This window comes from Myceligenerans halotolerans, from assembly GCF_054782975.1.
Map to the genome: position 1 here is coordinate 117,875 of NZ_BAAGRL010000004.1, position 25,488 is coordinate 143,362.

Here is a 25,488-nt window from a genome sequence, read left to right on the forward strand (position 1 = left end):
CGGCCGAGACACCCTTAGTTGGCAGCAGCACCAGAGCTCCCAACGTCGATGGGTGGCATCTCGAAGATGTGGCACGAGTCGAAGAAGTACGCGACCACGGCGTACGTTGCGTTCGCCCGTTTGCGATCCATCCGGAAGTTCGGGCCCGCGACTGCTACGTAGACTCGTTCCAGGATCTCGCCCGGGTCGGAGACGACCTCTCGAGCGTTCCGATAGATCTCCGTGAATCGCTCCCCGTGCGCGTCGTAGGCCGCAGGGTCAGCGGACTCTGCATACCATCGATCGATCCGCGGGGCCATGGTGCGACCTGAGTTGAACTCAAGGCGCGCGCCCTCAGGGATCTCGTTGAAGTCCATCTTGCTCGGAGGTACCGGATGGATCGCAGACGTGAGGTCGTCCCCATCCGATGGCCCGCCAAGCGCCTCTAGAAGCGGGACCAAGTGCGCGAGTTCCAGATCGGCGATCCCCGGCGCGCCTGGGTACAGCTCATCGAGCGTCTCAGCTGGCAGTCCAGAGAGGACGGTGCGCCAAAGGTCGTCGGGTGTCCAGATCCGCATCGTGAGCTCGCGCGAGGCACCGGCCCCATGCAGCCGCTGGAGCGCGGTGAACTCGTTTGCGGTCGAGGGCCCGACGGGAGCGTTGGTCACGAATCGCCAGGTGTGAAAGTTGGGCCAGGAATCCCGGCCGCGGGCAAAGTCGTTCGCGAGCTTGCGGCGAAGCTCACCTTCCGCGTTCCGGCCCGGTCGCTGCCCGTAGCAAGCATAGAGCACTGTTCCGGCTTTCGCGAGACCGTCAGCACCGCCATCCCCGAGCGCACCGGTAGGGGCCGGGTTGATGAAGTCATCGTGGAATCGCGCCAGGACGCGCGTCACATAGTCCTCGAACTGGGCGCCGGAGGCGAAGCTCGCTTCCTTGTGGCGGAAGTGGTACCAGTCGCGCCAGTTGGAGTTAAGCAGCACCATCGTAGGTCTCCTCTCCCACGTCCCGGATAGCTGCCTTGCAGGGTATCGGTCGGCCGCCTCATGCTCCGCATTCTTTCGCGGGCGGCGCGGGTCGATTTTGACGTGATCAGGGCGACCATGCTAGGCGTGACGTGGTTGAGTCGGCAGTGAAGTGCCTACGGCGGTCTCGCGTGATCACCTACGCCCCGCCATTCGAAGCACTGCCCTGGCAGGTGGCTGCCGGTGGGTGCCCACCGCCTGCGTTGAGGAGTTACACCTGCATGTCGACGAAGCGTTGGTAGTGCCCCTGGAATGCCACCGTAATGACGTCCGTGGGGCCGTTACGGTGCTTGGCCACGATCAGGTCCGCCTCGCCGGCACGCGGGGACTCCTTCTCGTAGGCGTCCTCGCGATGCAAAAGTATGACAACATCCGCATCTTGTTCTATAGACCCCGATTCACGCAAATCAGACATCTGCGGTTTCTTGTCGCCACGCTGCTCTGGCCCTCGGTTGAGCTGGGAGATCGCGATGACCGGGACCTCGAGCTCCTTCGCCAGTAGCTTGAGCGCACGGGAGAACTCCGAGACCTCCTGCTGTCGGGACTCGACGCGCTTGCCGGACGACATGAGCTGGAGGTAGTCGATCACGACGAGCTTGAGGTCGTGCCGCTGCTTGAGCCGCCGGCACTTGGCCCGGATCTCCATGAGCGACATGTTCGGCGAATCATCGATGAACAGCGGCGCGTCCGAGATCTTGCCCATGGTGGCGGCCAGCTTCTGCCAGTCGCCGTCATCCATCTGCCCGGACCGCATGCGTGTCAGCGGCACCCGCGCCTCGCCGGCGAGCAGACGCATGGTGATCTCGTTCCGGCTCATCTCCAGAGAGAAGATCACAGCGGCCTTGTCGTGATGAATAGCAGCATGACCTGCGACGTTGATCCCCAGAACGGAGTTGTGCGTCGGCACCATCGACCGGCTCGCCAGATACAGGTGCGACGGATGCTCCACCTCGACGCACCGCACCGGCACGGACTCGACCGGCCGGACATCAACGATGAACCGCGAAGTGAGCTTCGCTGTGGGGGGTCGCCGTCGCTCCTTGTGCATGAGTCGCTTCCGTTCGAGACGGAAGGCGTCATCGTCTGTAGTGAACGTCATCGTGTAGGCGGTGGATGACGCTTCGCTGCGGCCCTTGACTGTCCTCTCAGACCAGCCGGTCCGGTAGCCAAGAGAGAGGATCAGTTCGCGAATGCCCAGCGCGAGCCGATGACTTGTCACTGTGATCTGGACACTGCCGTGCGGGTTGACCGTCCCGTCGGAGTCCAGGAGGCCAGCGAGCAACTCGCGCCGCTGCGACTCGCCAGCACGGAGGTACGACATAGGCACATGCTTGTTTTGCAGCACACCGAGCGCGCGAAGCCGCCCACCCATCGTGCCGTTCCTGTTGTGGCACTCCTGGCAGCGTCGGAATCCCCATCCGGGCTTCCCGCAGTCGGGGCACTTCGGCAGCTCGGGCCGCTCCATCCCGCGAGAGCGCGCTGCACAGGAGCTGCCGCAGGCAAGGAGCGTTGCCCGCACGGGGGTAAACGCGCTTCCGCACACTATGCACGCGCGAACGACTGGTTCGGGCTCTGGTAGGAGGAGGTTGTAAGTCCTCGCACGGCCTGTCTTGGACCCCTTTGCCTGTGCGGTGTAGCCGAGACCCTCGATCCGCGCGGCGATCTCGGGATCGGCCGAAGTGAACTCGGCACGCCGTGAGCTTCCGTCGCCCAACCAGATCCCGAGTGCGTACGGATGGATCGGAAGGTCGACGTCGGGGAGATCAATCGGCCGAGCGGTTGCGATCGAGTGGTTGGCGCGTCGGTCCGCAGTCTTGCAGCGTACTGTCGAGGCGATCTGCTCGGTCGTGTGGACGGTGGTCTCAGGCGTTTCGCCGTCCTTCACCTTGCGACGCTGCGCACGAGTGCTCGTGACCCACTGATGCTGCGCATCGGCGACGATCACCGTGCCGTCGTCGAACTCGACCTCGTAGCAGGGGCGGCCGGTCATCATCTCGGTGGCAGCGACGACCTTCGTCGGCGTTCCGTCGGCCGCGATCAGTTCGTCGCCCACGGCGACGTCGCCCATCGTGGTCCAACCTGACGGCGTCGGCAGCGGAGTGTCCAGCGCCAGCGCCTTGCCAATCGCAGGTCTGGCCGCGACCACGATCATCTGGCCCGGGTGCAGGCCGTTCGTCAGCCTGTCGAAGTCGGAGTAGCCCGTCGGGACGCCCACCATGCCCTCGCCGCGACCCTGGGCCGCGTCGATCTCGTCGAACGTCGGGCCGATGATCTCCGACAGCGGCAGGTAGTCCTCGCTGGCCCGGCGCTCGGTCACCGCGTAGACCTCGGCCTGGGCGTTGTTCACGACGTCGTCGACCTCGCCGCCGTCCGTCGAGTACCCCATCTGCACGATGCGCGTGCCCGCCTCGACGAGGCGCCGCAGGATCGCACGCTCGCGCACGATCCTCGCGTAGTAGCCGGCGTTCGCCGCGGTGGGCACGCTCGCCATGAGGTCGTGCACGTACGGCGCCCCGCCGATGCGCGCGAGCTCGCCGCGGCGGTTCAGCTCGGCGACGACCGTGATCGCGTCAGCCGGTTCGCCCCGCCCGTACAGGTCGATGATCGCGTCGTAGACCTGCTCGTGCGCGGGCCGGTAGAAGTCGTTCCCGCGGATCTGCTCGATCACGTCCGCGATGGCGTCCTTCGACAGCAGCATGCCGCCGAGCACGCTCATCTCCGCCGCGATGTCCTGCGGCGGTGTGCGGTCGAGACCGGGCCCGGGCCCGGAGTACTCTGCCTCGAGTTCGTCGATCGACATCCGGGCCTCCTCTCTGTGTGTCTCGCCGCGTCCGTCACGGTCGATCTGGCCGCCCGTTGAACATTCCGTCCAGGGCGTTGGCTCCAGTTGTACTCCGGGACACTGACACGGCCGAGCGACACCCCGCAACGCGGCCTGTGGACACACCTGTGGATAGCGGTGTGGAAAAGTGGCCAGGGCTGTGTACACCGGTGGACAAGTCTGTGGATAACTGTGGACAACACCTGTGCATAACATCGCCAAGGGCCGTCTGACCTGCATGAATACTGCCCCCAGCCTGTGGAGGAAGAAAAGTTGGGCGAGTCCCGTCACGCCACGCCGACACCTGATGACAACACTCCCGACGCCGTGAGTTCAGACACCACGGCCTCTCATGAGCGATCCAACGCACCGTTATCCACAGGCGCGACGTCGTCGGGCGCCCACCGCCCACCACACCCCACCTGCCACAGCACGCCCACGGCCCGCCGTCGTGCACCACATCATCCCGGCACGGGACGTGGCATCGACCGGGAGATCCTCGCCCTCGCCCTGCCCGCACTCGGCGCGCTGATCGCCGAACCGCTGTTCGTCCTCGCCGACTCCGCGATCGTCGGACACCTCGGCACCGCACAGCTCGCCGGCCTGAGCCTCGCCGCGAACATCCTGCTCACCATCGTCGGCCTGTGCATCTTCCTCGCCTACACGACCACCGCCCAGGTCGCGCGCCTCACCGGCGCCGGACGCGAACGCGACGCCCTGCAGGCCGGGATCGACGGCATCTGGCTCGCGATCGGGCTCGGCGCTGCCCTCGCCGTCGCCCTCGTCGCGACGGCCGACTGGACGGTCACGGCCCTCGGCGGCCGGGACGACGTCGCGCGCCACGCCGTCACCTACCTGACCTGGGCCGCCCCCGGCCTGGTCGGGATGCTCATGGTGAACGCCGCGACGGGGGTGCTGCGCGGCCTGCGCGACACCCGCACCCCGCTGATCGTCGCCTCCGCCGGCGCCGTGACCAACATGATCCTCAACGTCGTGCTCGTGTACGGGGCCGGCATGGGGATCGCCGGCTCGGCGCTCGGCACCGTGCTCACGCAGTTCGGCATGGCCGCCGTGTTCGGCGTCATCGTCGTGCGAGGCGGCCGCGCCCGCGGCGCCACCCTCCGCCCGCACGCCCGCGGCATCCTCGCCGGCGCCCGCGCCGGCCTGCCCCTCGTGATCCGCACGCTCAGCCTGCGCGCGGCGATCCTGCTGACCGTCTACGTCGCCACCGGCCTCGGCGCGGTGGCGCTCGCCGGGCACCAGATCGTCAACAGCATGTGGGGACTGGCCGCGTTCGCGCTCGACGCCCTCGCCATCGCCTCCCAGGCGCTCGTCGGGCACGGCCTCGGAGCTGGCGACGTGGGGCACGTCCGCGCCGTGCTGCGCCGCTGCCTGCGCTGGGGCGTCGGATCCGGCGTCGGGATCGGGCTGGTCATGGCGGCCGGCGGGTGGTGGATCGCGCCGCTCTTCTCGTCCGACGACGGCGTGCGGGTGGCCGCCGCGCTCGGCCTCGCCGTCTGCGGGGTGACGATGCCCATGGCCGGCTGGGTGTTCGTGCTGGACGGCGTCCTCATCGGCGCAGGCGACGGGCGCTACCTCGCGTGGGCCGGGATGCTGACACTCGTCGCGTACGTGCCGTTCGCGCTCGCCGTGCACGTGTGGGCGCCCGACGGCGGCGCCGGGCTGGCCTGGCTGTGGGCCGCGTTCGCGGGCGTCTTCATGGCGGCCCGGGCCCTGACGACGGGCCTGAGGGCACGGGGGAACCGCTGGCTGATCACCGGGGCGTGACGGCCGAGGCAGGGATGTGACCGGCCGGTTGCGAGGTGGTCGGTCCGATGTCGAGCAGTCGGTTCCCCGGGCGACCGATCATTCGACTTCCGGCCGATCGTTCGGCGTGCCCTCCTACTCGGGGACCCGAAGCCGATAGCCGACCCCGCGGACCGACGCGACCTCCAGGCCGCGCACACGGGGCAGCCTGCGGCGGAGCCGCTTGATCGCGGAGGTCACGGCGTCCGCGTCACCGAGGTACCGGGTGCCCCACACCTGCGCGGTCAGCTCGGCGAACGTCCACACGCGGCCGGGCTGGCACGCGAGCGTCGCGAGCAGGTCGAACTCCTGGGCCGACAGGTGCACCTCCTTGCCCTGGACCCGGACCTCGCGTGCGGCGAGGTCCAGCGTGAGCGGGCCGCGGGCGACCGGAGCGCCCTCGGCGGGCGGAACGACGGGAAAGGCTCCGCTCACCGCGGGAACGGCTCCCGTGGCGACGGGAATCTGGCCGGTGCGCGCCGCCCCGCCGGACCACCCCGCCCCGCCGGCGTGCGCCGCACCGTCGGACCACGCCGCACCGTCGGCGTGCCCCGCCGCGTCGGCCCGCGCCGACTCGGCGAACGGCTCGGAGTGTCTCCTCGTCGGTGCCCGGAACCCGTGCGAGCCGCGTCGGGGGAAGGCGAGCACGCGGCCTCCGTCCGGCGGAGTCGGTCGGGGCTCCTCGGGCTCGGCGGCGGGCGCGGGATCGTCGTCCGGCCGGTGGTGGGGTGACAGGAGGCTGACTGCGCTGTCGCTGTCCGGCACCACGAGGACGGCGTGCTGCCCGCCGAGCGCGTGCACCACCTGAGCGACGATCTCCGTGGGAAGCCCGACGCAGACGATGTAGGCGTCATTGCCCGGGCGAGGTGCGATACGTGTCACGTTGGCCTCTCTGGGGATGCGGCCGGTGGGTCTCGGGGGTACGTGCGTTCACTCGGAGCCTGTTCGACGGCGGTCGCGCGTCCTTGCCTTGACCGCGTACCGCCGACGCGGGGGGCAGGATTTGGGCCATTCTGCCGTTTCCTGGCGCCTCGCGCGTTAATTCCGTGTTTCAGTATGCCCCCGTACAAAGCCGTCATGTCGCATTTACGCCGATCGCTGAGCGCGTCGCGAGAATTCACCCCCGCGGGGTGGGTGAATTCTGCCTCTACCCCTTGACGCCGGGGCCCGACCGGATGTCGACCGAGTTCTGGCCGTGAATCGACCCCGCCATGACCTGGAGTCGCCGACGCCCCGTCCTTGTTGCCCCGAGCATCAGGAACGACTGTGGTTACCGGCCCGTAACCGCGGGCCGATATGTGCCCCCGCCACACGGGCGGAGGTGCCGAACCATGGAGGCTCCATGCAACGTCGCAGAATTGCGCGACGCGCGAGCACTGCCGTCACCGCGGCAATCGCGCTTCTCGCAACTTCAGCGGTGACCGCTGCCCCAGCAGCGTTCGCCAGTCAGCAAGGTTCCGACCTGACCGCCGCCGTCGCCGATGACCCGGAGAACAAGTTCACCTCCGCCGCGCGCGAGCAGCTCGAATCGGAGAAGACCGCAGCGTTCTGGATCGAGTTCGCCGACCAGGCGGAACTCGAGCCGGCCAAGGACATCGCCGGCTGGGCCGAACGCGGCCAGTACGTCGTCGACGCCCTGCAGGAGACCTCCGAGGCCGCGCAGGCCGGCGTGATCAAGCAGCTCGAGGCCGCCGGGGCGGACTACGAGTCCTACTGGATCAACAACTCCATCTACGTGGAGAGCGGCACGCTCGCCCTCGCCGACTCGGTCGCGGCGAGCAGCGCCGTCGAGAGCATCCACGAGCAGTTCGAGATGCTCGAGACCACGCCGGTCGAGAAGGCGCCGGCGGACGAGAAGCTCACCACCGCCGTGGAGTGGGGCATCAACGAGATCAACGCCCCGGAGGTGTGGGACCGGGGCTTCACGGGGGCGGGCGTCACCGTGGCCAGCTTCGACACCGGCGTCGACGGGAGCCACCCGGCCCTCGCCGACCAGTACCGCGGCATGGGCGCGGACGGCAGCGTCGACAACGACTACAACTGGTTCGACATCCCGGGCGGCTGCGGGGGCAGCCCGTGCGACACCCAGGGGCACGGCACGCACACCACGGGCACCATGGTGGGCGACGACGGCGCCGGCAACCAGGTAGGTGTCGCGCCGGACGCCACGTGGATCGCGGTCAACTGCATCGACAACGCCGGTTGCACGCGTGACGACTACCTCGCCGACGCGCAGTGGTTCCTCGCCCCGACGCGTGCGGACGGCAGTGATCCGGACCCGGCGATGCGCCCGCACGTCGTCAACAACTCGTGGGGCATTCCGCCCGGCGCGTCCGATCCGTACGGCTGGATGCGCGACGAGACCCTCGCGTGGGACGCGGCGGGCATCTTCGGCGCGTGGGCCGCGGGCAACGAGGGCTCCGCGTGCGAGACGTCGCGGTTCCCCGGCGACTACGAGAACACCTACGCCGTGGGCGCTTATGACGTGAGCGGGAATATCGCGGACTTCTCGTCGCGCGGGCCGGGCGAGAACGGCGTGACCACGCCGAACATCGCGGCTCCGGGCGTCGACGTGCGCTCGTCCGTCCCGGGTGGCGGGTACTCGAACTTCAGCGGTACCTCGATGGCGACCCCGCACCTGGCGGGCGCCGTCGCGCTGTTGTGGAGCGCGGCCCCGGCCCTGGTCGGCGACATCGAGGGCACGAAGGCGGTCCTGAACCAGACCGCCGTGGACACCGAGGACCTGCAGTGCGGCGGGACGGCCGAGGAGAACCACGTCTGGGGTGAGGGCAAGCTCGACATCGCCGCGGCGATTGACGCCGCCCCCACCGCGGGGACCGGCACCGTCGAGGGCGTCGTCACCGACGCGGACGAGGCGCCGATCGACGGCGCCACCGTGCTGCTCGACGGCGAGCGTGACCGCACCGTCACCACCGGCGAGGACGGCGCCTTCTCGGCGACCGTGGTCGCGGGCGACTACGACGTGTCGGCGTCGGCGTTCGGTTACCTGGACTCCACCCCGGAGCCGGTGACCGTCACCGAGGACGAGTCCGTCACCGTACCGATCACGCTGGAGGCCGCCCCGTGGCACACCGTGTCGGGCGTGGTGACGTTCGCCGGCGGCGGTCCCGTGGCGGACGCCCCGGTCAGCCTGGGCAGCCACTTCGACGACACCACGACCGCCGAGGACGGCTCGTTCGCGTTCACCGACGTGCCGGAGGGCACCTACCCCCTCTCGGTGGAGACAGGCGGCTGCGCCTCGTCGTTCGCCGAGGACGTCGTCGTCGACGGCGATCTGGACGTGCCGGTGACGATCGAGGCGCTGGTCGACGAGCGCGGGTACTCCTGCTCGGTCGCGACCGGCGAGTACCTCCAGGGCGACACGGACACCGGCCTGGCCGGCGACGACGCCTCGACCACCGTCTCGCTGCCGTTCGACTTCACCTTCTACGGCGAGTCGTACGACACCGCGTACGTGACGACCAACGGCCACGTGAACTTCCTGGCCGCCAGCACGTCGTTCTCGAACACCTCGATCCCGGCGGCGTCCGAGCCGAACGCGGCGATCTACCCGTTCTGGGACGACCTCTACTTCGTCGCGGGCGAGTCGGGGCTCTACGAGGGCACCGCGACGGTGGACGGCACCGACGCGTACGTGCTGGAGTTCCGCGACGTCGCCCTCTTCGGGGACCGGGACGCCCGGCTCGACTTCTCGGTCACGCTGCTCGCGGACGGTGACATCGTCCTCGGGTACGGCGAGCTCGCCGGCAGCGGCGACACCGCTGCCGGGTCCTCGGCGACGGTCGGCATCGAGGACGAGGCGGGCGAGGTCGGTCTCGAGTACTCGTTCAACTCCGCGGTGCTGTCCGAGGGGCTGTCCATCACGTACGCCGCGCCGCCGCTGGCGACGCTGTCGGGCATCGTGAAGGACTTCAACACCAAGGATCCGGTCCCCGGTGCGACCGTCACCATGACCGGCGCGGACGGTGCCGCTGACACCGTCACGACCGGCGACGACGGCCGCTACACGGCGGTCGTGGCGCTGGGGCGGTACGACCTGGAGTTCTCCGCCGACGACTACGTGTCCGTCGACAAGCGGGTGAACCTGCTCGAGGACGGCGACTCGAAGACCCGGAACGCCCAGCTCAAGGCGGGCCTGCTGACGGTCAACAAGGACGCCGTCTCCGTCGAGAAGCGGCTCGGTGGCGCTCCGGCGACGCGGGGCTTCAGGGTGACGAACGAGGGTTCGGCACCGGCCGACCTCTCCCTCGGAACCGACGGCGGCGACTTCGACATGCTCGGCCTGGGTTCCTCGACCGGTGGCGTGATCAACCACGTCGAGGGTGATGCCACGGAGATCTCCTCGCGGGAGCCGGGGGTCTCGATCGGGGGTTCCCGGGGTAACGACCCCGACGGCGCGCTGAGCACCTCGTCGCTCACGGCCGGCACCTCCGCCTTCCCGGCGGTGTCCGTCCCGCAGGCCGAGACGACCATCACCCACTCGGCGTCGCAGGAGGTCGTCGCCCTCAACTCGGCGTCCTGCGGGAGCGACTTCGGCACCTCGGAGAACCGCTTCCTGCGGACGTTCACGCTGGGCGACTTCGGGATCGACGGGTCGTTCGCCGTGTCCGAGGTGTCGTTCGGCATCGAGGAGGCGACGGCGCAGACCCTGACGGTCAACCTCTACGAGTTGGTCGGGGAGGACTTCGTCTACGCGAACCTGGAGCCGCTCGGCTCCGCCGACGTCGATATCGAGGAGCAGTCGCTCTCCATGGTCACCGTTCCGGTGGAGGGAGAGATCGCGGGCGGCACCCTGGTCGTCGAGGTGGTATCGCACGACCAGCGGGACACGGGCGGCGTGTTCTTCGTCGGGTCGAACCCGGACGGTCAGACCGCGCCGTCGTACCTCGCGGCGGACGAGTGCGGGATCAGCGAGCCGACCGCGACCGACTCGATCGGCTGGCCCGACATGCACATCGTGATGAACGTGTCCGGCAGCACCGGCGGCGGTGGCGGTGGCGGCGACGCGGCCTGGCTCGACGCGCAGCCCGGCGCGGTCACGCTCGATCCGGGGGAGTCGGTCCGGATCGTCGCGACCATCGACCCGCGCGCCGTCGACCAGCCCGGCACCTACACCACCGACGTGGTGCTGGGGGCCGACACGCCCTACGCCGAGCCCTCCGTCGCGGCGACGCTGGTGGCGAACCCGCCGGGGAGCTGGGGCAAGGTCGCCGGCACGATCTCCGGCACGGCAGGCGCTCCGCTCGACGGCGCCACCGTGCACATCGACGGCCTCGAGAAGGACGTCACCCTCGTCACCGGTGGGGACGGCGCCTACGAGTACTGGATGGGGGTGTCCAACAACTCGCTGAACATCATCGCCGCCAAGGACGGATACGTCCCGGAGGTGAGGACCGGCACGATCGTGCGTGGCCAGACCGTCGTGTACGACTTCGCACTCGACGCGCTTCCCTAGCCTGACCTGCCCGTAAGGGGCAACCATCCGGCCCGGTCGTACGTCCTTGGGGGTACGACCGGGCCGTCGTCGTGCCCGGTTCGGGATGCGTCGGGTGAGCCGAAGTCTAATTTGCGCATCGTGTGAAGGTTGAGCGCTTAAGTCATAGACTTTCCTTGCCGCGGGCCTCGAACTGGGACACGGTGTGACCCAACCGTTATCCAACGAGTTGCCAACGCGCCCGCGGCCCGCGGGCGCCGTATCGCAGGAGGCTCCATGCGACGTCGCACCATGCCCGGAAGGAGAGCCGCTGCCGCCATCGCGACAGCGCTCTCCTTCGTGGCCGCCTCGGCGGTGAGTGCCGCACCAGCACTCGCCGGCCAGCCGGCCGGGCTGCCGAGCACTGCCGGCACAGTCACCGCCGATCGCACCACCGACGACACGGCCGGCCTCTCGGCCGCCGGGACGAAGAAGCTCACCGACACCCTCCGCACCCGACTCGGGACCGGGAAGTCCGGTTCCTTCTGGATCCGCTTCGAGCAGACCGCCGATCTCGGGCCCGCCGCCGCCATCACCGACTGGGACGAGCGCGGCCGGTACGTCTACGACGAGCTGACCTCGGCCGCGAAGAAGTCCCAGGCCGACGTCGTCGCCGACCTGCGCTCCGCCGGCGCGGACTACGAGACGTACTGGATCAACAACTCCATCCTCGTGACCGACGGCGACCTGGAACTCGCCACGCGGCTCGCCGCCGAGCCCGAGGTCACGAAGGTGCACGAGCGCGTCGCCGTCGAGCCGATCGAGCCCGTGGAACAGCGGACGCCGGGCGACATCGAGGCGACCTCGGTCGAGTGGGGCGTCGAGGCGGTCAACGCCCCGGCTGCCTGGGACCTCGGCCACACGGGCGAGGGCATCACCGTCGCCACCGTGGACTCCGGCGCCGACCTGGAACACCCGGCGCTCGCGCCCCACTACCGGGGAGCGGCCGACGACGGCGGCGTCGACAACGACTACAACTGGTTCGACGCCTCCGGGAGCTGCGGCGGCGACCCGTGCGACAACGCCGGCCACGGCACCCACGTGATGGGCACGATGGTGGGCGACGACGGCGCCGACAACCAGATCGGCGTCGCGCCCGGTGCCGAGTGGATCGCGACGAACGGCTGCGACACCTGCTCGGACGCCGACCTGCTGGCCTCGGGTCAGTGGCTCCTCGCGCCGACGCGCACGGACGGCAGCCAGCCGAACCCGGCGCTGCGGCCGCACGTCGTGAACAACTCCTGGGGCTCCCAGCTCCCGGGAGACATCAACGACTTCTTCGCCGACGAGGTCGCCGCCTGGGAGGCCGCGGGCATCTTCGGTGTCTGGGCCGCGGGCAACGCGGGCGAGGCCGGCTGCCAGAGCACGTCCTCCCCCGGGGCCAACACCGCGACGTACTCCGTGGGCGCCACGACCTCGGAGGGCGAGATCGCCGCGTTCTCCTCGCGAGGCCCCGGCGAGGACGGCATCGTCCAGCCGAACATCGCCGCACCGGGTCAGGAGGTCCGCTCCTCCGTCCCCGGCGGCGACTACGAGGTGGCGTCCGGCACGTCGATGGCCGCACCGCACGTCACGGGTGCCGTGGCGGTGCTGTGGTCGGCCGTTCCGAGCCTCATCGGCGACATCCCGGCCACGCGGGACCTGCTGGACGCCTCCGCCGTCGACCACGCCGACGACGAGTGCGGCGGCACCCCGGAGAACAACAACGTGTACGGCGAGGGCGATCTCGACGTTCTCGCCCTGGTCGAGGCCGCGGGCGAGGAGGAGCGCGGCTACATCGCCGGGTCCGTGACCGACGCCGACGGTGAGCCCGTCGACGGCGCCACCGTGACCGTCGGCGAGCGTTCCACCGCTACCGACGCCTCCGGCGCGTTCCGCATCCTGCTGCCGGCCGGCATCTACGACGTCGGCGTCGAGGCGTTCGGCTTCGTCGCGAGGAGCGTCGAGGGCGTCCAGGTGTCGGACGGCGAGACCGCGGCGGCCGACGTCGTCCTCGAGCGCGCGCCCCTCACCACCGTCACCGGCACCGTCACGGACGGATCCGGGCACGGCTGGCCGCTCGCTGCCGAGGTCCGGATCGCGGGGGCTCCCGCGAGCTTCTCGGCCTGGGCGGACCCGTTCACCGGCGAGTACACGCTGGACGTTCCGGAGAACGCGACGCACACCCTGGTCGCTGACCCCACGTCCGACGGCTACACGACGTCGCGCGAGGAGGTCGAGGTGGCCGCCGAGCCCGTCGTGCACGACGTCGCCGCGCGGGTCGCCGCGACCTGTGTCGCGCCCGGCTACGAGTTCGGTGGCGCGGGCATCCCCGTCGAGGACTTCGAGTCCGGCGAGGTGCCCGAGGGCTGGAGCGTGGAGGACCTCGCCGGAACGGGCGAGGTGTGGACGTTCGACGACGCCTTCGGCTACGGCAACATGACCGGCGGTGAAGGCCTGTTCGCCGAGGTGAACAGCGACGCCTACGGCCCCGAAGGGCAGCAGGACACGACCCTGACGACCGCGCCGCTCGACTTCTCCGGGCTGTCGGCGCCCGCGCTGACGTTCGACCAGGCCTTCGACACCATCCAGGAGTTCGCGAACGTCGACCTGTCCGTCGACGGCGGCGAGACCTGGGAGACAGTGCTGCACCAGACCACCCCCGCACAGGGCCGGATGCTCGTGGACCTGCCGGGTGCAGGCGGTCAGAGCGACGTCCGCGTCCGCTTCCACTACGGCGACGCCTTCTGGGGCTTCTGGTGGCAGATCGACGACGTCGGCTTCGGCGAATGCCTCCCCGTCGAGGGCGGTCTCGTGTCGGGCCTGGTCACCGACCTGAACACGAGTGAGGGCGTGGTCGGTGCGACCGTGTCCGACACCGAGTTCCCCGACGACGGCGTGCAGACGACCGACGCCGCCAACACCCAGGTGGGACCCGGCTACTACTCGCTGTTCACGCCCGCGGGCGAACGGACGGTCGCCGTGGACGGCAAGGGGTACGCCTCGAGCGAGTCGTCGGTGGCCGTCGAGGCGGACGCGATCACGCGGCACGACGTCGAGCTCGCCGCGCCGCGGCTCTCGGTGACGCCGGACCGGGTGTCCGCCGAGACGAAGCTCGGCGGGAGCCGATCCGGCAGGTTCACCGTGACCAACGAGGGCACCGCGCCCGCCGACGTCGAGGTGTACCCGGGGTCGTCGGACTTCGAGATCCTGTCGTCCGGCGCGTCCGGCGGCGTGATCAAGGGCGTCAAGGGCGAGGCGACCGAGGTCGCGACCGCGCCCGCCTCGCCGTCGGGCACGATGGGGACGGCCGACGCCACGCCGTCGGACCGGAACGCCGAGCGCGGCTACGCGCGGAACGGGCAGGGCGGGGAGACGGTCACGCCGGCCCCGACGCCGTCCCTGCTCGCCGCCGAGGGCACCACGATCACGCACTCCTCGTCGCAGGAGATCGCGCCGGGGAACTCCGTGGCCTGCCCGGCCGCGGCGACACAGGTGCTGCGCACGTTCACGCTGGAGGACTTCGAGATCGGCGGGGAGTTCGCCGTGACGAACGTGTCCTTCGGCGTGGAGATCGCGGACCCGGGGACCGAGGTGACCGTCAACCTGTACACGCTGGACGGCGAGCTGCTCTACGAGAACATGGAGCTCCTCGGATCGGCGACGACGACGCTGGAGGACGCGGATCTCACGCTCGTCGACGTCCCGGTCGAGGGCACCGCGCCCGCGGGCAGCACGCTCGTGGTCGAGGTGGCCGTGGACGACGGGCCGCAGTTCTTCATCGGGTCCAACGCGGAGGGGGAGACCGCCCCGACCTACCTCGCGAGCGAGCAGTGCGGGAACCCCGAGCCGACCGAGGTGGCGGACCTCGGCTTCCCCGACATGCACGTGGTCATGAACGTGACCGGCGAGACCGCGGTGGACGTGCCGTGGCTCGACGTGCAGCCGCCGGAGTTCTCGCTGGAGCCCGGTGAGTCGGCGACCGTGCACGTCACGATGGACAGCAGCCGGGTCGACCAGCCGGGCACGTACGAGTCGGCGGTCGTCGTGAACGGTTCGACGCCGTACGAGGCGCCCCGGGCGACCGTGTCGATGTCGGTGAAGCCCCCCAAGAACTGGGGAAAGATCACCGGCACGGTGACGGGGCAACCGTGCGAGGGCGATCCGGCGCCGCTCGAGGGCGCGTTCGTGACCCTTGACGGTTCCGAGTACGACATCACCCTCGTGACCGGCCCCGACGGCGGTTACGCACGGTGGATGGGGGTGTCGAACAACCGGCTCACGCTGCTGAGCTCGGCGGACGGCTACCCGCCGGAGATGAAGTCGAACGTCCGCATCATCAAGGGCAGGACCGTGGTCCACGACTTCCTGCTGACGGAGTACTGCGGCTGAGTCGCGGTGCGGCCCGCTGGTCGGTCATCGGATGACCGACCAGCGGGGCCGTCAGGCCGTCTCGTCGCCCCGGATCCACGCCTCCAGGCGGGTGCGGCCCTCGGTGTCCTCGCGCTGCTCGGGCGGGGACTTCATGAAGTAGGTCGACGCCGGGTGGATCGGGCCGCCCTCGCCGCGGTCCTTCGCGATCTTCGCGCAACGCACCGCGTCGATGATGATGCCCGCCGAGTTCGGCGAGTCCCACACCTCGAGCTTGTACTCCATGTTCAGCGGGACCTCGCCGAACGCCCGGCCCTCCAGGCGCACGTAGGCCCACTTGCGGTCGTCGAGCCAGGCGACGTAGTCCGACGGCCCGATGTGCACGTTGCGGTCGTCCTTCACGCCGGCGAGCGGCCCGTCGGTGAGGTTCGACGTGACCGACTGGGTCTTGGAGACCTTCTTGGACTCCAGCCGCTCGCGCTGCAGCATGTTCTTGAAGTCCATGTTGCCGCCCACGTTGAGCTGGTACGTGCGGTCCAGGACGACGCCGCGGTCCTCGAACAGCTTGGCCAGCACGCGATGCGTGATGGTGGCGCCCACCTGCGACTTGATGTCGTCGCCGACGATCGGCACGCCGGCCGCCTCGAACTTCGCAGCCCACTCCGGGTCGGAGGCGATGAACACGGGCAGCGCGTTGACGAACGCGACGCCGGCGTCGATGGCGCACTGGGCGTAGAACTTGTCGGCTTCCTCGGACCCGACCGGCAGGTAGGACACGAGGACGTCCACCTCGGCCTCGCGGAGGGCGGCGACGACGTCGACGGGCTCACCGTCGGCCTCGTCGATGGTGTCCCGGTAGTAGGTGCCGAGCCCGTCCAGGGTCGGGCCGCGCTGCACGGTGACCCCGAGCGGCGGCACGTCGGCAATCTTGATCGTGTTGTTCTCCGACGCCGTGATCGCCTCGGCGAGGTCGAAACCCACCTTCTTCGCGTCGACGTCGAACGCCGCCACGAACTCGAGGTCGCGTACGTGGTAGTCGCCGAGCCGGACGTGCATGAGGCCCGGGACCTTGTCCTGTGGATCGGCGTCCTTGTAGTAGTGCACGCCCTGGATCAGTGACGACGCACAGTTCCCTACGCCGACGACCGCGACGCGGATGGAAGTCATCCTCGCTCCTTACTCTGAGGTGTGTTCCCTGTGGACTTGGGGGTGGGCGCCGTCCGCGGTGTCCACGCGGCCGCGTTCGGCGCGGATCAGCCGGTCGATCCAGTCGACCTCGTGCTCGACCTTCTCCTGCCCGAAACGCTGCAGCTCGCGGGTGTATTCGTCCGTGCGGTTCCGGAGCAGGGCCGCGGCGTCACGGACCGCCTCGAGCTGCTCGGCGAGGCGGGTGCGGCGCCCCTCCAGGATGCGGAGGCGCGTCTCGGCGTCCGTCTGCCCGAAAAGGGAGAACCGGACATCGAAGTTCTCGTCCTCCCACGCGGCCGGCCCGGCATTCGTCAGGAGGGTGTGGAGATGTTCCTTGCCGTCGGCCGTCAGCTCGTAGACGATGCGGCCGCGCCGGCCGAGCTTCGCCGGCCTGGACCTGTCCGCCGCCGCCGACGACGGCCGCGGGCTTCCTTCCACCGCCGTGATGAGCCCGCGCTGTACGAGCTTGCGCAGAGCCGGGTAGAGGCTGCCGTACGACAGGGCGCGGAACGTGCCCAGCGCCAGGCTGAGCCGCTTGCGCAGCTCGTAGCCGTGCAGAGGTGCCTCGTTCAGGAGACCGAGCGCCGCGATCTCCAGCACTTCCGTGCGACTACGCATGCGGGCCTCCTGTCACGTGATGTTCATCTTCAGTTGGTTGCGCCCGACCTATCGAGTCGATACATCGCGAGGATAGGCACGTGCGGTCGACGGGCGCAACGGATGGAGGCTCAAATGTGATGAACACGTGAAGGCGCGGGACGAGGGCTGCGCGAGCCGTGGGGGAACTGCGTCGCTCTCCGTGGGATTCCGCCCTCATCGTTGCAGGACGCCGAGGCAGTGCCTCTATTGTGTCCGATGGTTCGATGTGCCCTCGACCGTGCGGTTCCCCAGACCCCGTTCGGGCACCGGCCCTCACCGAACGAGAGGAAGAGGCAGGACGTGGCTACTTGGAATGCCCCGCAGATCCCGCCCACCCGTCCGCGTGCGCGTACCCTGTTCTGGAACTACCCACGGCCGTACCGCACCGGATGGAAGGCATGGCTGCCGTCATGGCGGTTCATCATCGGAGTGATGCTGGCCGGCACGTCGCTGGTCGCCGGTGTCGTGATTGCTGCCTGGATGAACATCACCATCGACGGTGAGGTCGCGAACGCGAGTATCGAGACGTCGATCGTGAAGTACGCGGGCAAGGGCGGCACGCTCGGTGAGTTCAAGGCCGAGGAGGACCGCAAGATCGTCACGGTCGACGACCTGCCGATCTGGGTCGCCAACGCGCCGGTGGCTTCGGAGGATCGCGACTTCTACGCCGCCAACAACCTCGGCATCAGCCCGACAGGCATCGTTCGCGCGGCGATCACCGGTACCGGCGGTGGCTCGACGCTCACGCAGCAGTACGTCGAGCAGTATCTGATGGGCTGGAACCCCAGCCCGACCTACGCCGACAAGTTCACCGAGATGATCATGGCGATGAAGGTGCGCCAGGACGAGGACTACCCGCCGGAGAAGATCCTCGACGGATACCTGAACGTCATCAACCTCGGGCGGAGCTCCTTCGGGATCCAGTCGGCCGCGCAGTCGTACTACGGAAAGAACGCCAAGGACCTCACGCCGTCGGAGTCGGCGTTCCTTGCCGGCATCATTCCGTCCCCGAACTCCTACGACGAGACCGAGTGGGGGCCGGACTGGGCGGAAGGCCGCTGGGGACGCACGCTCAGCCTGATGCACGCGGACGGTTACATCAACGACGAGCAGTACGACGAGGCGGTGGACGCGGGCTTCCCGACCCCCAAGGAGCGGAAGGCGTCGTCCGCGTGGGGCGGACCGAAGGGGTACATCCTCAGGGAGATCGAACGCGAGCTCCAAGGCCAGGACTTCGACATCTCGAGGCTCTCGACCGACGGCCTGGAGATCCACACCACGCTGAACAAGAAGCTGCAGAATGCCGCCGCGAAGGCGGCGAAACTGCCCGAGGACGCGAACACTCCGCATGCCCGGTCGTCGCTGGTGTCGATCGATCCCGCCTCGGGTGCGATTCGTGCGATGTATGGCGGACCCGATTACGCGGACCCCGTCTATTCCAAGAACGCGGCCACCGATGAGTGGCTGCAGGGAGGGTCGACCTTCAAGCCGTTCACCCTCATCGCCGCCCTGGACCAGGGCATCCCGTTGGGGACGAGGTACAACGGCAACGACTCGCAGACCTTCGACTACTACACCGACAAGGTCGACGGCGTCGAGGTGCCCAAGCCGGTCACGAACTTCGACAACTACAACCCTGGCGAGATCGATCTGCTTCAATCGACGATCCACTCCGTCAACGCGTCCTATGTCCAGCTGAATCACGAGGCGACACCGCAGGCGTCGCAGCGAGTGGCCAAGGAACTCGGGCTCGACGTGGAAGGGTCGATCGCCTACAGCAAGTGGAACGCACTCTCCGATGAGGAGAAGGAGTCGAGGCCGTCGCCGGGCGAAACGTCCGCCCAGGTCTCCAACGTCCTCGGCACGTCCTCCGTCTACGCGGTCGACCTGGCACGCGCTTACGCGACCATCGCGAACGGCGGAGTCCGGACGACGCCGCACCTGGTCGACAAGATCGTGGACCCCGACACGGGCAAGACCGTCTACGAGGCGGACTTCCCCGGGGAGAACGCCGAGATCGATCCGGAGGCCATCGCGGCTGCCACGTTCGCGATGTCCCAGGTGGTGGACGATCCCCAGGGGTCCGGACACTTCGTGCGGTCCATGATCCCGGATCGGCCGATCGCGGGAAAGACGGGAACGTCGAACGACAACAGGTCCGCGTGGTTCGCCGGATTCACTCCGCAGCTCGCCACGGTCGTCGGCGTCTACGAGTGGAACCAGGAATCGCAGGTGATCGATAGGATCACGGCGTTCGGCGGGTTCGAGGCGATCACCGGCGGGTCGTGGCCCGTCCAGGCGTGGACGACGTACATGGCGACCGCCACCGAGGGGATGCCGATCGAGCAGTTCCCCGAGTACACGTTCGAGCCGTTGCCGTCACCTACTCCGACACAGTCCGAGGAGCCGGAGACGGTCACGGTCCCGACCGGGCTGGAGGGCAAGAGTTGGAACGAGGTGCGCAAGGCACTCACGGATATCGGGCTGAACCCCCAACCCCAGGACGTCGAGAGCGAACTGCCGCCGGGAACGGTGATCACTGTCCAGAACGCGGGGCAGGAAGTTCCTGCGCTGTCGACGATCACGGTTGAGAGATCCCGTGGGCCCGGGCAGAACATGTCTCCGGTGCCGAGCGTCGTCCAGATGGATCAGCGGCAGGCGGAGAGCACGCTGCGCAGTGCTGGCTTCGGGGTGAACGTCCAGACGCAGCCGTCCGACCAGCCGGAGGGGACGGTGGTGCAGCAGGACCCCGGTCCTGGCGCACAGGCACAACGAGGCTCGGATGTGACGATCTGGGTCTCCGACGGCTCACTGGCTGTTGAGCCGGACCCCACCGCGACCTGTGGGATCTTCCAGCGCGATCCGTGTGACGAGCCCACCGACGGGGCCAGCGAGGAGCCAGGGCCCGGTGGTGGCGGCAACGGCAACAACAGCGACGGCGGCTGAGGTCCTGCCGGGCTCCGCCGATCGTCGTCGGTGACCCGCGCCACCCCGCTCCGGCTTCGGCCGGGCGGGGTGGCGCGGTAGACTCGGCCCTTGCTGTGCCCGGCGTTGTCGGGTGCAGCGACGATGAGAACCCTCCTGTCACGGAACGACCGTGACCGCTGAGACCAGAGGAGGTGGGTATCGACATGCGTCAGTACGAACTGATGGTGATCCTGGACCCGGAGGTCGAGGAGCGCACCGTTCAGCCGTCGCTCGAGAAGCTGCTCACGGTCGTGAAGACCGATGGCGGCACCGTCGACAAGATGGACATCTGGGGTCGTCGCCGCCTGGCGTTCGACATCTTGAAGAAGTCCGAGGGCATCTACGCCGTCGTCGACTTCACGTCGACGCCGGACACCGCGAAGGAGCTGGACCGCCAGCTCGGCCTGAACGAGGCCGTGCTGCGTACCAAGATCCTGCGCACGGACGCCCGCTGAAGTAACCGCAGAGCTGAGGTCCCCTCGTGACACGTTCGCCGGATGCGCGAATGTCAGTGTCTCGTGATGGGATGCGGCATGAGAACGGCGTCGAGACGAATCGAGGAACTTGGTAATGGCTGGTGAGACCGTCATCACAGTGGTCGGAAACCTGACCGGTGACCCGGAGCTGCGCTTCACCCCATCGGGTGCGGCAGTAGCCAACTTCACGATCGCTTCCACGCCGCGCATCTTCGACCGCCAGAGCAACGAGTGGAAGGACGGGGAAACCCTGTTCATGCGCTGCTCGCTGTGGCGGGAAGCCGCGGAGAACGTCGCCGAGTCGCTGACCAAGGGCATGCGCGTCATCGCGCAGGGCCGCCTGGTGCAGCGCTCGTACGAGACCCGCGAGGGGGAGAAGCGCACCGTCGTCGAGTTGCAGGTGGACGAGATCGGTCCGTCCCTGCGGCGCGCCACGGCCAAGGTCACCCGGGCCCAGCGGTCCGGTGGTGGCGGCGGCTTCGGAGGCGGCGGGGACTTCGGCGGAGGCGGCCAGAACTCTGGTGGCTTCGGCGGAGGTTCCGGCGGAGGCTTCAGCTCGTCCGGTGGTGGTCAGCAGCAGTCCGACCCGTGGGCCACAGCAGGCCCCGCGTCGTCCGGTGGCGGGTTCTCGGAGGACCCGCCCTTCTGACCGGCACCCAACCCAGACAACATCTTGTCGTGCCCGGTGGCACGGCCTGTGCGCGAAGCGCGCCGGCCGGCCGGGGGCGCGGCTCCGCACCTGAAGAAGGAGCAACACCATGGCGAAGCCTGTGGTGCGCAAGCCCAAGAAGAAGACCAACCCGCTCAAGTCCGCGAAGATCGACAACATCGACTACAAGGACACCGCCCTGCTGCGTAAGTTCATCTCGGACCGCGGCAAGATCCGTGCCCGTCGTGTCACCGGCGTGACGGTGCAGGAGCAGCGTCAGATCGCGAAGGCCGTGAAGAACGCCCGCGAGATGGCCCTGCTGCCGTACACGTCGACGGCTCGCTGAGGAAGGGATCGAGAATCATGGCAAAGCTGATCCTGACCCACGAGGTGACCGGCCTGGGTGAGCCCGGCGACGTGGTCGAGGTGAAGGACGGGTACGCCCGGAACTTCCTCATCCCGCGTTCGCTGGCCACGCCGTGGACCAAGGGCGCCGAGAAGGACGTGACCGCGATCCGTCGTGCCCGCAAGGCACGCGAGATCGCCACGCTCGACGAGGCGAAGGCCCTGGCCGACTCCATCGCCGCCAAGCCGGTGACGGTCACGGCGAAGGCCGGCCCGGGTGGCCGCCTGTTCGGCGCGATCACGACCGCGGAGATTGCCTCCGCCGTGGCCGCCCAGGGTGGCAAGTCCGTGGACAAGCGCAAGATCGAGATCGGTCAGCCGATCAAGTCCACCGGCGACCACACCGTGTCGATCCGCCTGCACCCCGAGGTGTCGGCCAAGATCAACGTCAAGGTCGTCGCGGGCTGACCTGGCCCACGCGCAGGAGGGGCCCCGGATCCTGAGGATCCGGGGCCCCTCTGTGCGTTCAGCCGCTCAACAGCGGCACGTACCGGCGGTATCGCGTAGTGCTTCCGTGACCTGTGCTCTGTCCCTCACTGCCTACCTGGCCGCGCATTGTGCCTGTTCGCAGGCATGTCGCCGGTAGCATCGAGCCACCTACCGGATAGTGAGGGGCCAGCGGATGCGGTCGGACGTCAGTACGCGCCGTCGTGCGCGATCGGTCACGTACGGCACGCTGGGTCTGCTGCTGGTGTTCGCCCTGGTGGGCGTCGACTTCTGGCCCTTCTCGGCGTACCGCCTGTTCAGCAACGTCCGCACGGCAGAAGGCTCGGGCCAGCGGCTCGTGGTGGGCCTGAACGACGGTACGGAACAGGTCGTCGGGTGTGTCAGCCATCCCGTGCTGCGCAAGACCATGCGATTCGTTCCGAGGCTGCCTGCCGCCGACCCGGAGACCCGGGACATCATGCTGGGCGCGTGGTTCGCCGACTGCGGTATCGACGGCGACGACGTGGCCTGGGTCCGGATCGACCAGGTGGATCGGGTGACCGATCCGGTGACCCTCGAGGCCACGGAGACCGCCGTCACCACCGTCTGGGAAACGGACCTGTGAGCACCCTCGTCCGTGCCGCGATCGGGCGCGCCCGATCGCTGAGCAACCGGTTCGACGCCGCGCTCGTGGCCCCGGGGCGTCCCGGACCCGTGGTCGTGCTGCAGACAGGGCTCTCCCTGGTGATCGCGCTGCGCCTGCTGGTGCACGACTGGGCGCTGGTCGCGGACCGGCCGGCCGAGCTGACCTACCGGCTCTGGACCCTCGGCTGGTTGCCGCACCTGCCGGTGCCGGTGCTCATCGCGATCCAGGTGGCAGGACTTGTCGGTGTGGGCCTCGTCCTCGCTCGCAGGGCGCCCGGCGTGGGATTCGCGCTGTCGTGGTGCGCGCTCCTGGTGCTGGCCGGGCTGTGGGGCGCCTCGGGAAAGTTCATGCACAACGACGTCCTGCTGCTCACCGCGTCGGTTCCCGTCCTGTTCGCGCGACTGCCGGCACTCGGCGGGCGCCCCGGCCGGACGTCCGAGGCCGTGCCGCGGCAGGTCGCCTGGGGATGGCCGCCACGTGCCGCGCTGGCGGTGGTCGCCTGCGTCTACTTCCTGACCGGCCTGCAGAAGCTGCGGCACAGCGGCCTGGCCTGGGTCTTCTCCGACAACATGTCCTGGGTGCTGCGCCAGGGAGCGGGTTCGTCGCCGGTCAGTCCCGACTTCGTGCGCTGGCTGGCCGAGACACCGGTTCTCCCTCAGCTTCTCGCCGGGGGCGCACTGGCGCTGGAACTCGGCGCGCCGCTGCTGCTCCTGTGGCGCCCCACGCGGCTCGTGTTCGCCGCCGCCGTCACCGCCATGCACCTGTCGATCTGGGCCTGCCTGGGACTCGACTACTCACCGTGGTGGCTGACCGTGTGGGTGGTCGCGATCGCGACCGGGATCCCGACCGGATGGGCGGCCGTACGCAACAGGATCGCGCTCCGGCGCGCCGCAGCTCCGCTCGACGAGGACGAGGCAACAGAACTGGCACGCGGATGACCGACGGTGTGGCGGTCGGGCCTTCGTGATCGGTCCGTCCTCGAACGATCGGCAGTTCAATCTGCCGATCACTCACCGACGAACCGACCACCTGCGGCGGCACATGTCAGAGCGGCCGCGTCTGGCGCGCGCGTTCCTCGATCGCCTCGACGAACCGCTTGCCGACCTCTGGGGCGATCGCGTCGCCGGCGTCGGCCACGGCCTTCGCGAACGCCTCCGGCATCGCCGCGTGCATCTCACGACCACGCGCTACCAGCCAGTCGGCGTCGACCTGAAGTTCGACAGCAGCCTTCTCGATCTCCGGCCATCCGATCCGGCGCAGTTCGTAGCGTCCCGCGATCTTCATGGCCAGCTTGCCCTTGAAGTAGACGCGCTCGGCGTCCTCCACAAGAACTGCCGACATCAAGTCGTACAGCGGCGCGAGCTCGGTTCCGCTGGGCACATGGAGTAGCGCGAAGTTCTTGGCATGAGCATCGGTTCCGGCGGCGAGCCAGTTGAAGAGGGCAGCTTCCGCAAGGCGGAGCCGGGCCCCTTCGACGCGGGGTGCGCGAACAGTGTCCCCGATCAGCGTCGAGACGTCGGCGAAGGAAGGCCCGCCGTCGGCCTGGTACTTGAGCGATCTCGACAAGCCCAAGGCCTGGCACACGTCTTCCTGATGGATCCGCGCGGGTGGCCATGAGCCGGCATGCCTTCTGTCGAACCGTTCGACGACGACGGCAGGCTCGCCACTGAACGCACGGAGTTCCACGCCCGCCACTCGCAGTCCGAGCGTCTGGGCGGCGCGCATGCTCACGTACTCGGCGGCGTCGCTCTCGCCGAGGTGAGCGATTCCGATCTTGAAGATATGGGTGCTGGGGACGCGGCCCGTGGGCAGGCCCCACGTTCGCTCCTGGCCGAGTGCCAGCGCGAACTTGCCCTGCTGGCCGCCGAGAGACCAACGCCCACCAGACTCCTCGAAGGTCCAGGCGCTGTCGTCCTGCCGCAGCGCACGAAGGTGTGCTGCGATGTCATCGTTCGACAGCGGTACGAACGCGCCGTACGTGTCAGCGGTCTCGCCGTCGGGAAGGAACTGCACGGCGCCTGCGCAGTCGGCACCCATGTGCTTGAGCAGATTGAACGGGGTGGCCCGGCGTTCATCGAACATCGTTGCCCATCGATGGCGTACGACGTCGTTGTCGGGGAGAAGGTTGTCGATCCAGTACTCGACCACCTCGCCACGATGAACTGCGTCCGTGAGCGGAAGTGAGGTGGACAGCGGTACCGCTCCGTCGCGGAATCGGTATTCGTCGTGATAGCGGAGGGACAGGCCGTCGCTCCGCCCTCGATCGATCTCGCCGGCCCGGATTCCGTCGAGGTGGATCGTCAGGCGGTCAGCCACGGTCGATCCCCACCATCTCGTCGACGTATTCGTCGGGCGGGACCGGCCGCACGTCGACGGCAAGGTCTACCCACTGCAGCAGCTGTAGCACTTTGTCGAGGCTGACGTTGGCCTTGCCGCCCTCGACGCTCTGAACCCAGTTGCGGGAAGCGCCCACCGCGTCTGCAAGGTGTTCCTGCGACCAGCCCTTCTGGCGGCGGGCGTCACGAACGAGTCGTCCCAGTTGGGATGCGTTCATCACCAGCATGGCTCCACCTCCGTGATGCCCACGATCATTGGCATCCTAGAATTGCCCACGATCGTT

General features: G+C 68.9%; 17 protein-coding genes. 10 read left to right on the forward strand and 7 right to left on the reverse strand.

All coding sequences use genetic code 11. From position 1 onward, the window contains the following. Positions 1 to 14 precede the first annotated feature (14 nt). Positions 15 to 962, reverse strand: coding sequence for an ABC-three component system protein (locus tag ACYVK5_RS01505; protein ID WP_460701519.1), 948 nt, complete (start codon positions 960 to 962; stop codon positions 15 to 17). A gap of 250 nt (positions 963 to 1,212) precedes the next feature. Continuing rightward, positions 1,213 to 3,801, reverse strand: coding sequence for a replicative DNA helicase (gene dnaB / locus ACYVK5_RS01510; protein WP_460701721.1), 2,589 nt, complete (start codon positions 3,799 to 3,801; stop codon positions 1,213 to 1,215). A gap of 504 nt (positions 3,802 to 4,305) precedes the next feature. Here dnaB and ACYVK5_RS01515 point away from each other — a divergent pair. Beyond that, the gene (locus ACYVK5_RS01515) at positions 4,306 to 5,610 is read left to right on the forward strand and encodes an MATE family efflux transporter (RefSeq protein WP_460701722.1); all 1,305 of its coding nucleotides are present in this window, start codon (positions 4,306 to 4,308) and stop codon (positions 5,608 to 5,610) included. Between the two features lie 114 nt (positions 5,611 to 5,724). On the opposite strand, the gene ACYVK5_RS01520 is transcribed toward ACYVK5_RS01515, so the two are convergent. Continuing rightward, positions 5,725 to 6,510, reverse strand: a complete 786-nt coding sequence (locus tag ACYVK5_RS01520) for a winged helix-turn-helix domain-containing protein (RefSeq protein WP_460701520.1) — start codon at positions 6,508 to 6,510, stop codon at positions 5,725 to 5,727. A 535-nt stretch (positions 6,511 to 7,045) separates the two neighbouring features. On the opposite strand from ACYVK5_RS01520, the gene ACYVK5_RS01525 reads away from it, so the two are divergent. Together ACYVK5_RS01525 and ACYVK5_RS01530 are read left to right on the forward strand one after the other, a co-directional pair. Continuing rightward, a complete protein-coding gene (locus ACYVK5_RS01525) occupies positions 7,046 to 11,104 on the forward strand; it encodes a S8 family serine peptidase (protein WP_460701521.1) in 4,059 nt (1,352 codons plus the stop codon). A gap of 255 nt (positions 11,105 to 11,359) precedes the next feature. Beyond that, complete coding sequence (locus ACYVK5_RS01530) at positions 11,360 to 15,493, forward strand: S8 family serine peptidase (protein ID WP_460701522.1); 4,134 nt, start codon at positions 11,360 to 11,362, stop codon at positions 15,491 to 15,493. 51 nt (positions 15,494 to 15,544) lie between these two features. Here the strand turns inward: ACYVK5_RS01530 and ACYVK5_RS01535 are convergent, their stop codons facing one another. Beyond that, positions 15,545 to 16,639, reverse strand: a complete 1,095-nt coding sequence (locus tag ACYVK5_RS01535; RefSeq protein ID WP_460701523.1) for an inositol-3-phosphate synthase — start codon at positions 16,637 to 16,639, stop codon at positions 15,545 to 15,547. Positions 16,640 to 16,648: 9 nt separating this feature from the next. After that, the gene (locus ACYVK5_RS01540) at positions 16,649 to 17,278 is read right to left on the reverse strand and encodes a PadR family transcriptional regulator (RefSeq protein ID WP_460701524.1); all 630 of its coding nucleotides are present in this window, start codon (positions 17,276 to 17,278) and stop codon (positions 16,649 to 16,651) included. A 321-nt stretch (positions 17,279 to 17,599) separates the two neighbouring features. Between ACYVK5_RS01540 and ACYVK5_RS01545 the strand changes: the two genes are divergently transcribed. The 7 genes from ACYVK5_RS01545 to ACYVK5_RS01575 all read left to right on the forward strand — a co-directional run bounded on the left by ACYVK5_RS01545 (position 17,600) and on the right by ACYVK5_RS01575 (position 23,806). Next, a complete protein-coding gene (locus ACYVK5_RS01545) occupies positions 17,600 to 20,245 on the forward strand; it encodes a transglycosylase domain-containing protein (protein WP_460701525.1) in 2,646 nt (881 codons plus the stop codon). Positions 20,246 to 20,430: 185 nt separating this feature from the next. Then, positions 20,431 to 20,721: a 30S ribosomal protein S6 gene (gene rpsF / locus ACYVK5_RS01550; protein WP_207275716.1), complete on the forward strand. Its 291-nt coding sequence runs from the start codon at positions 20,431 to 20,433 to the stop codon at positions 20,719 to 20,721. 115 nt (positions 20,722 to 20,836) lie between these two features. Further along, positions 20,837 to 21,391 (forward strand): single-stranded DNA-binding protein, encoded by a 555-nt coding sequence (locus ACYVK5_RS01555; RefSeq protein WP_460701526.1) that lies wholly within the window; start codon positions 20,837 to 20,839, stop codon positions 21,389 to 21,391. A 109-nt stretch (positions 21,392 to 21,500) separates the two neighbouring features. Continuing rightward, a complete protein-coding gene (rpsR, locus tag ACYVK5_RS01560; protein WP_460701527.1) occupies positions 21,501 to 21,737 on the forward strand; it encodes a 30S ribosomal protein S18 in 237 nt (78 codons plus the stop codon). A 17-nt stretch (positions 21,738 to 21,754) separates the two neighbouring features. After that, positions 21,755 to 22,204, forward strand: a complete 450-nt coding sequence (gene rplI, locus ACYVK5_RS01565) for a 50S ribosomal protein L9 (RefSeq protein ID WP_460701528.1) — start codon at positions 21,755 to 21,757, stop codon at positions 22,202 to 22,204. Positions 22,205 to 22,418: 214 nt separating this feature from the next. Next, positions 22,419 to 22,847 carry a hypothetical protein gene (locus tag ACYVK5_RS01570; protein ID WP_460701529.1) on the forward strand — a complete coding sequence of 143 codons (429 nt, stop codon included), beginning with the start codon at positions 22,419 to 22,421 and terminating at the stop codon, positions 22,845 to 22,847. Beyond that, entirely contained in the window at positions 22,844 to 23,806 is a 963-nt protein-coding gene (locus tag ACYVK5_RS01575; protein WP_460701530.1) for a hypothetical protein, read from the forward strand. The genes ACYVK5_RS01570 and ACYVK5_RS01575 overlap by 4 nt, the downstream gene beginning before the upstream one ends. 106 nt (positions 23,807 to 23,912) lie before the next feature. Here the strand turns inward: ACYVK5_RS01575 and ACYVK5_RS01580 are convergent, their stop codons facing one another. Together ACYVK5_RS01580 and ACYVK5_RS01585 are read right to left on the reverse strand one after the other, a co-directional pair. Then, on the reverse strand, positions 23,913 to 25,184 hold the full coding sequence (locus ACYVK5_RS01580; RefSeq protein WP_460701531.1) for a type II toxin-antitoxin system HipA family toxin: 1,272 nt from the start codon (positions 25,182 to 25,184) through the stop codon (positions 23,913 to 23,915). Continuing rightward, positions 25,177 to 25,431 (reverse strand): helix-turn-helix domain-containing protein, encoded by a 255-nt coding sequence (locus ACYVK5_RS01585; RefSeq protein WP_460701532.1) that lies wholly within the window; start codon positions 25,429 to 25,431, stop codon positions 25,177 to 25,179. Before ACYVK5_RS01585 ends, ACYVK5_RS01580 begins: the two co-directional genes overlap by 8 nt. Between the last annotated feature and the right edge of the window lie 57 nt (positions 25,432 to 25,488).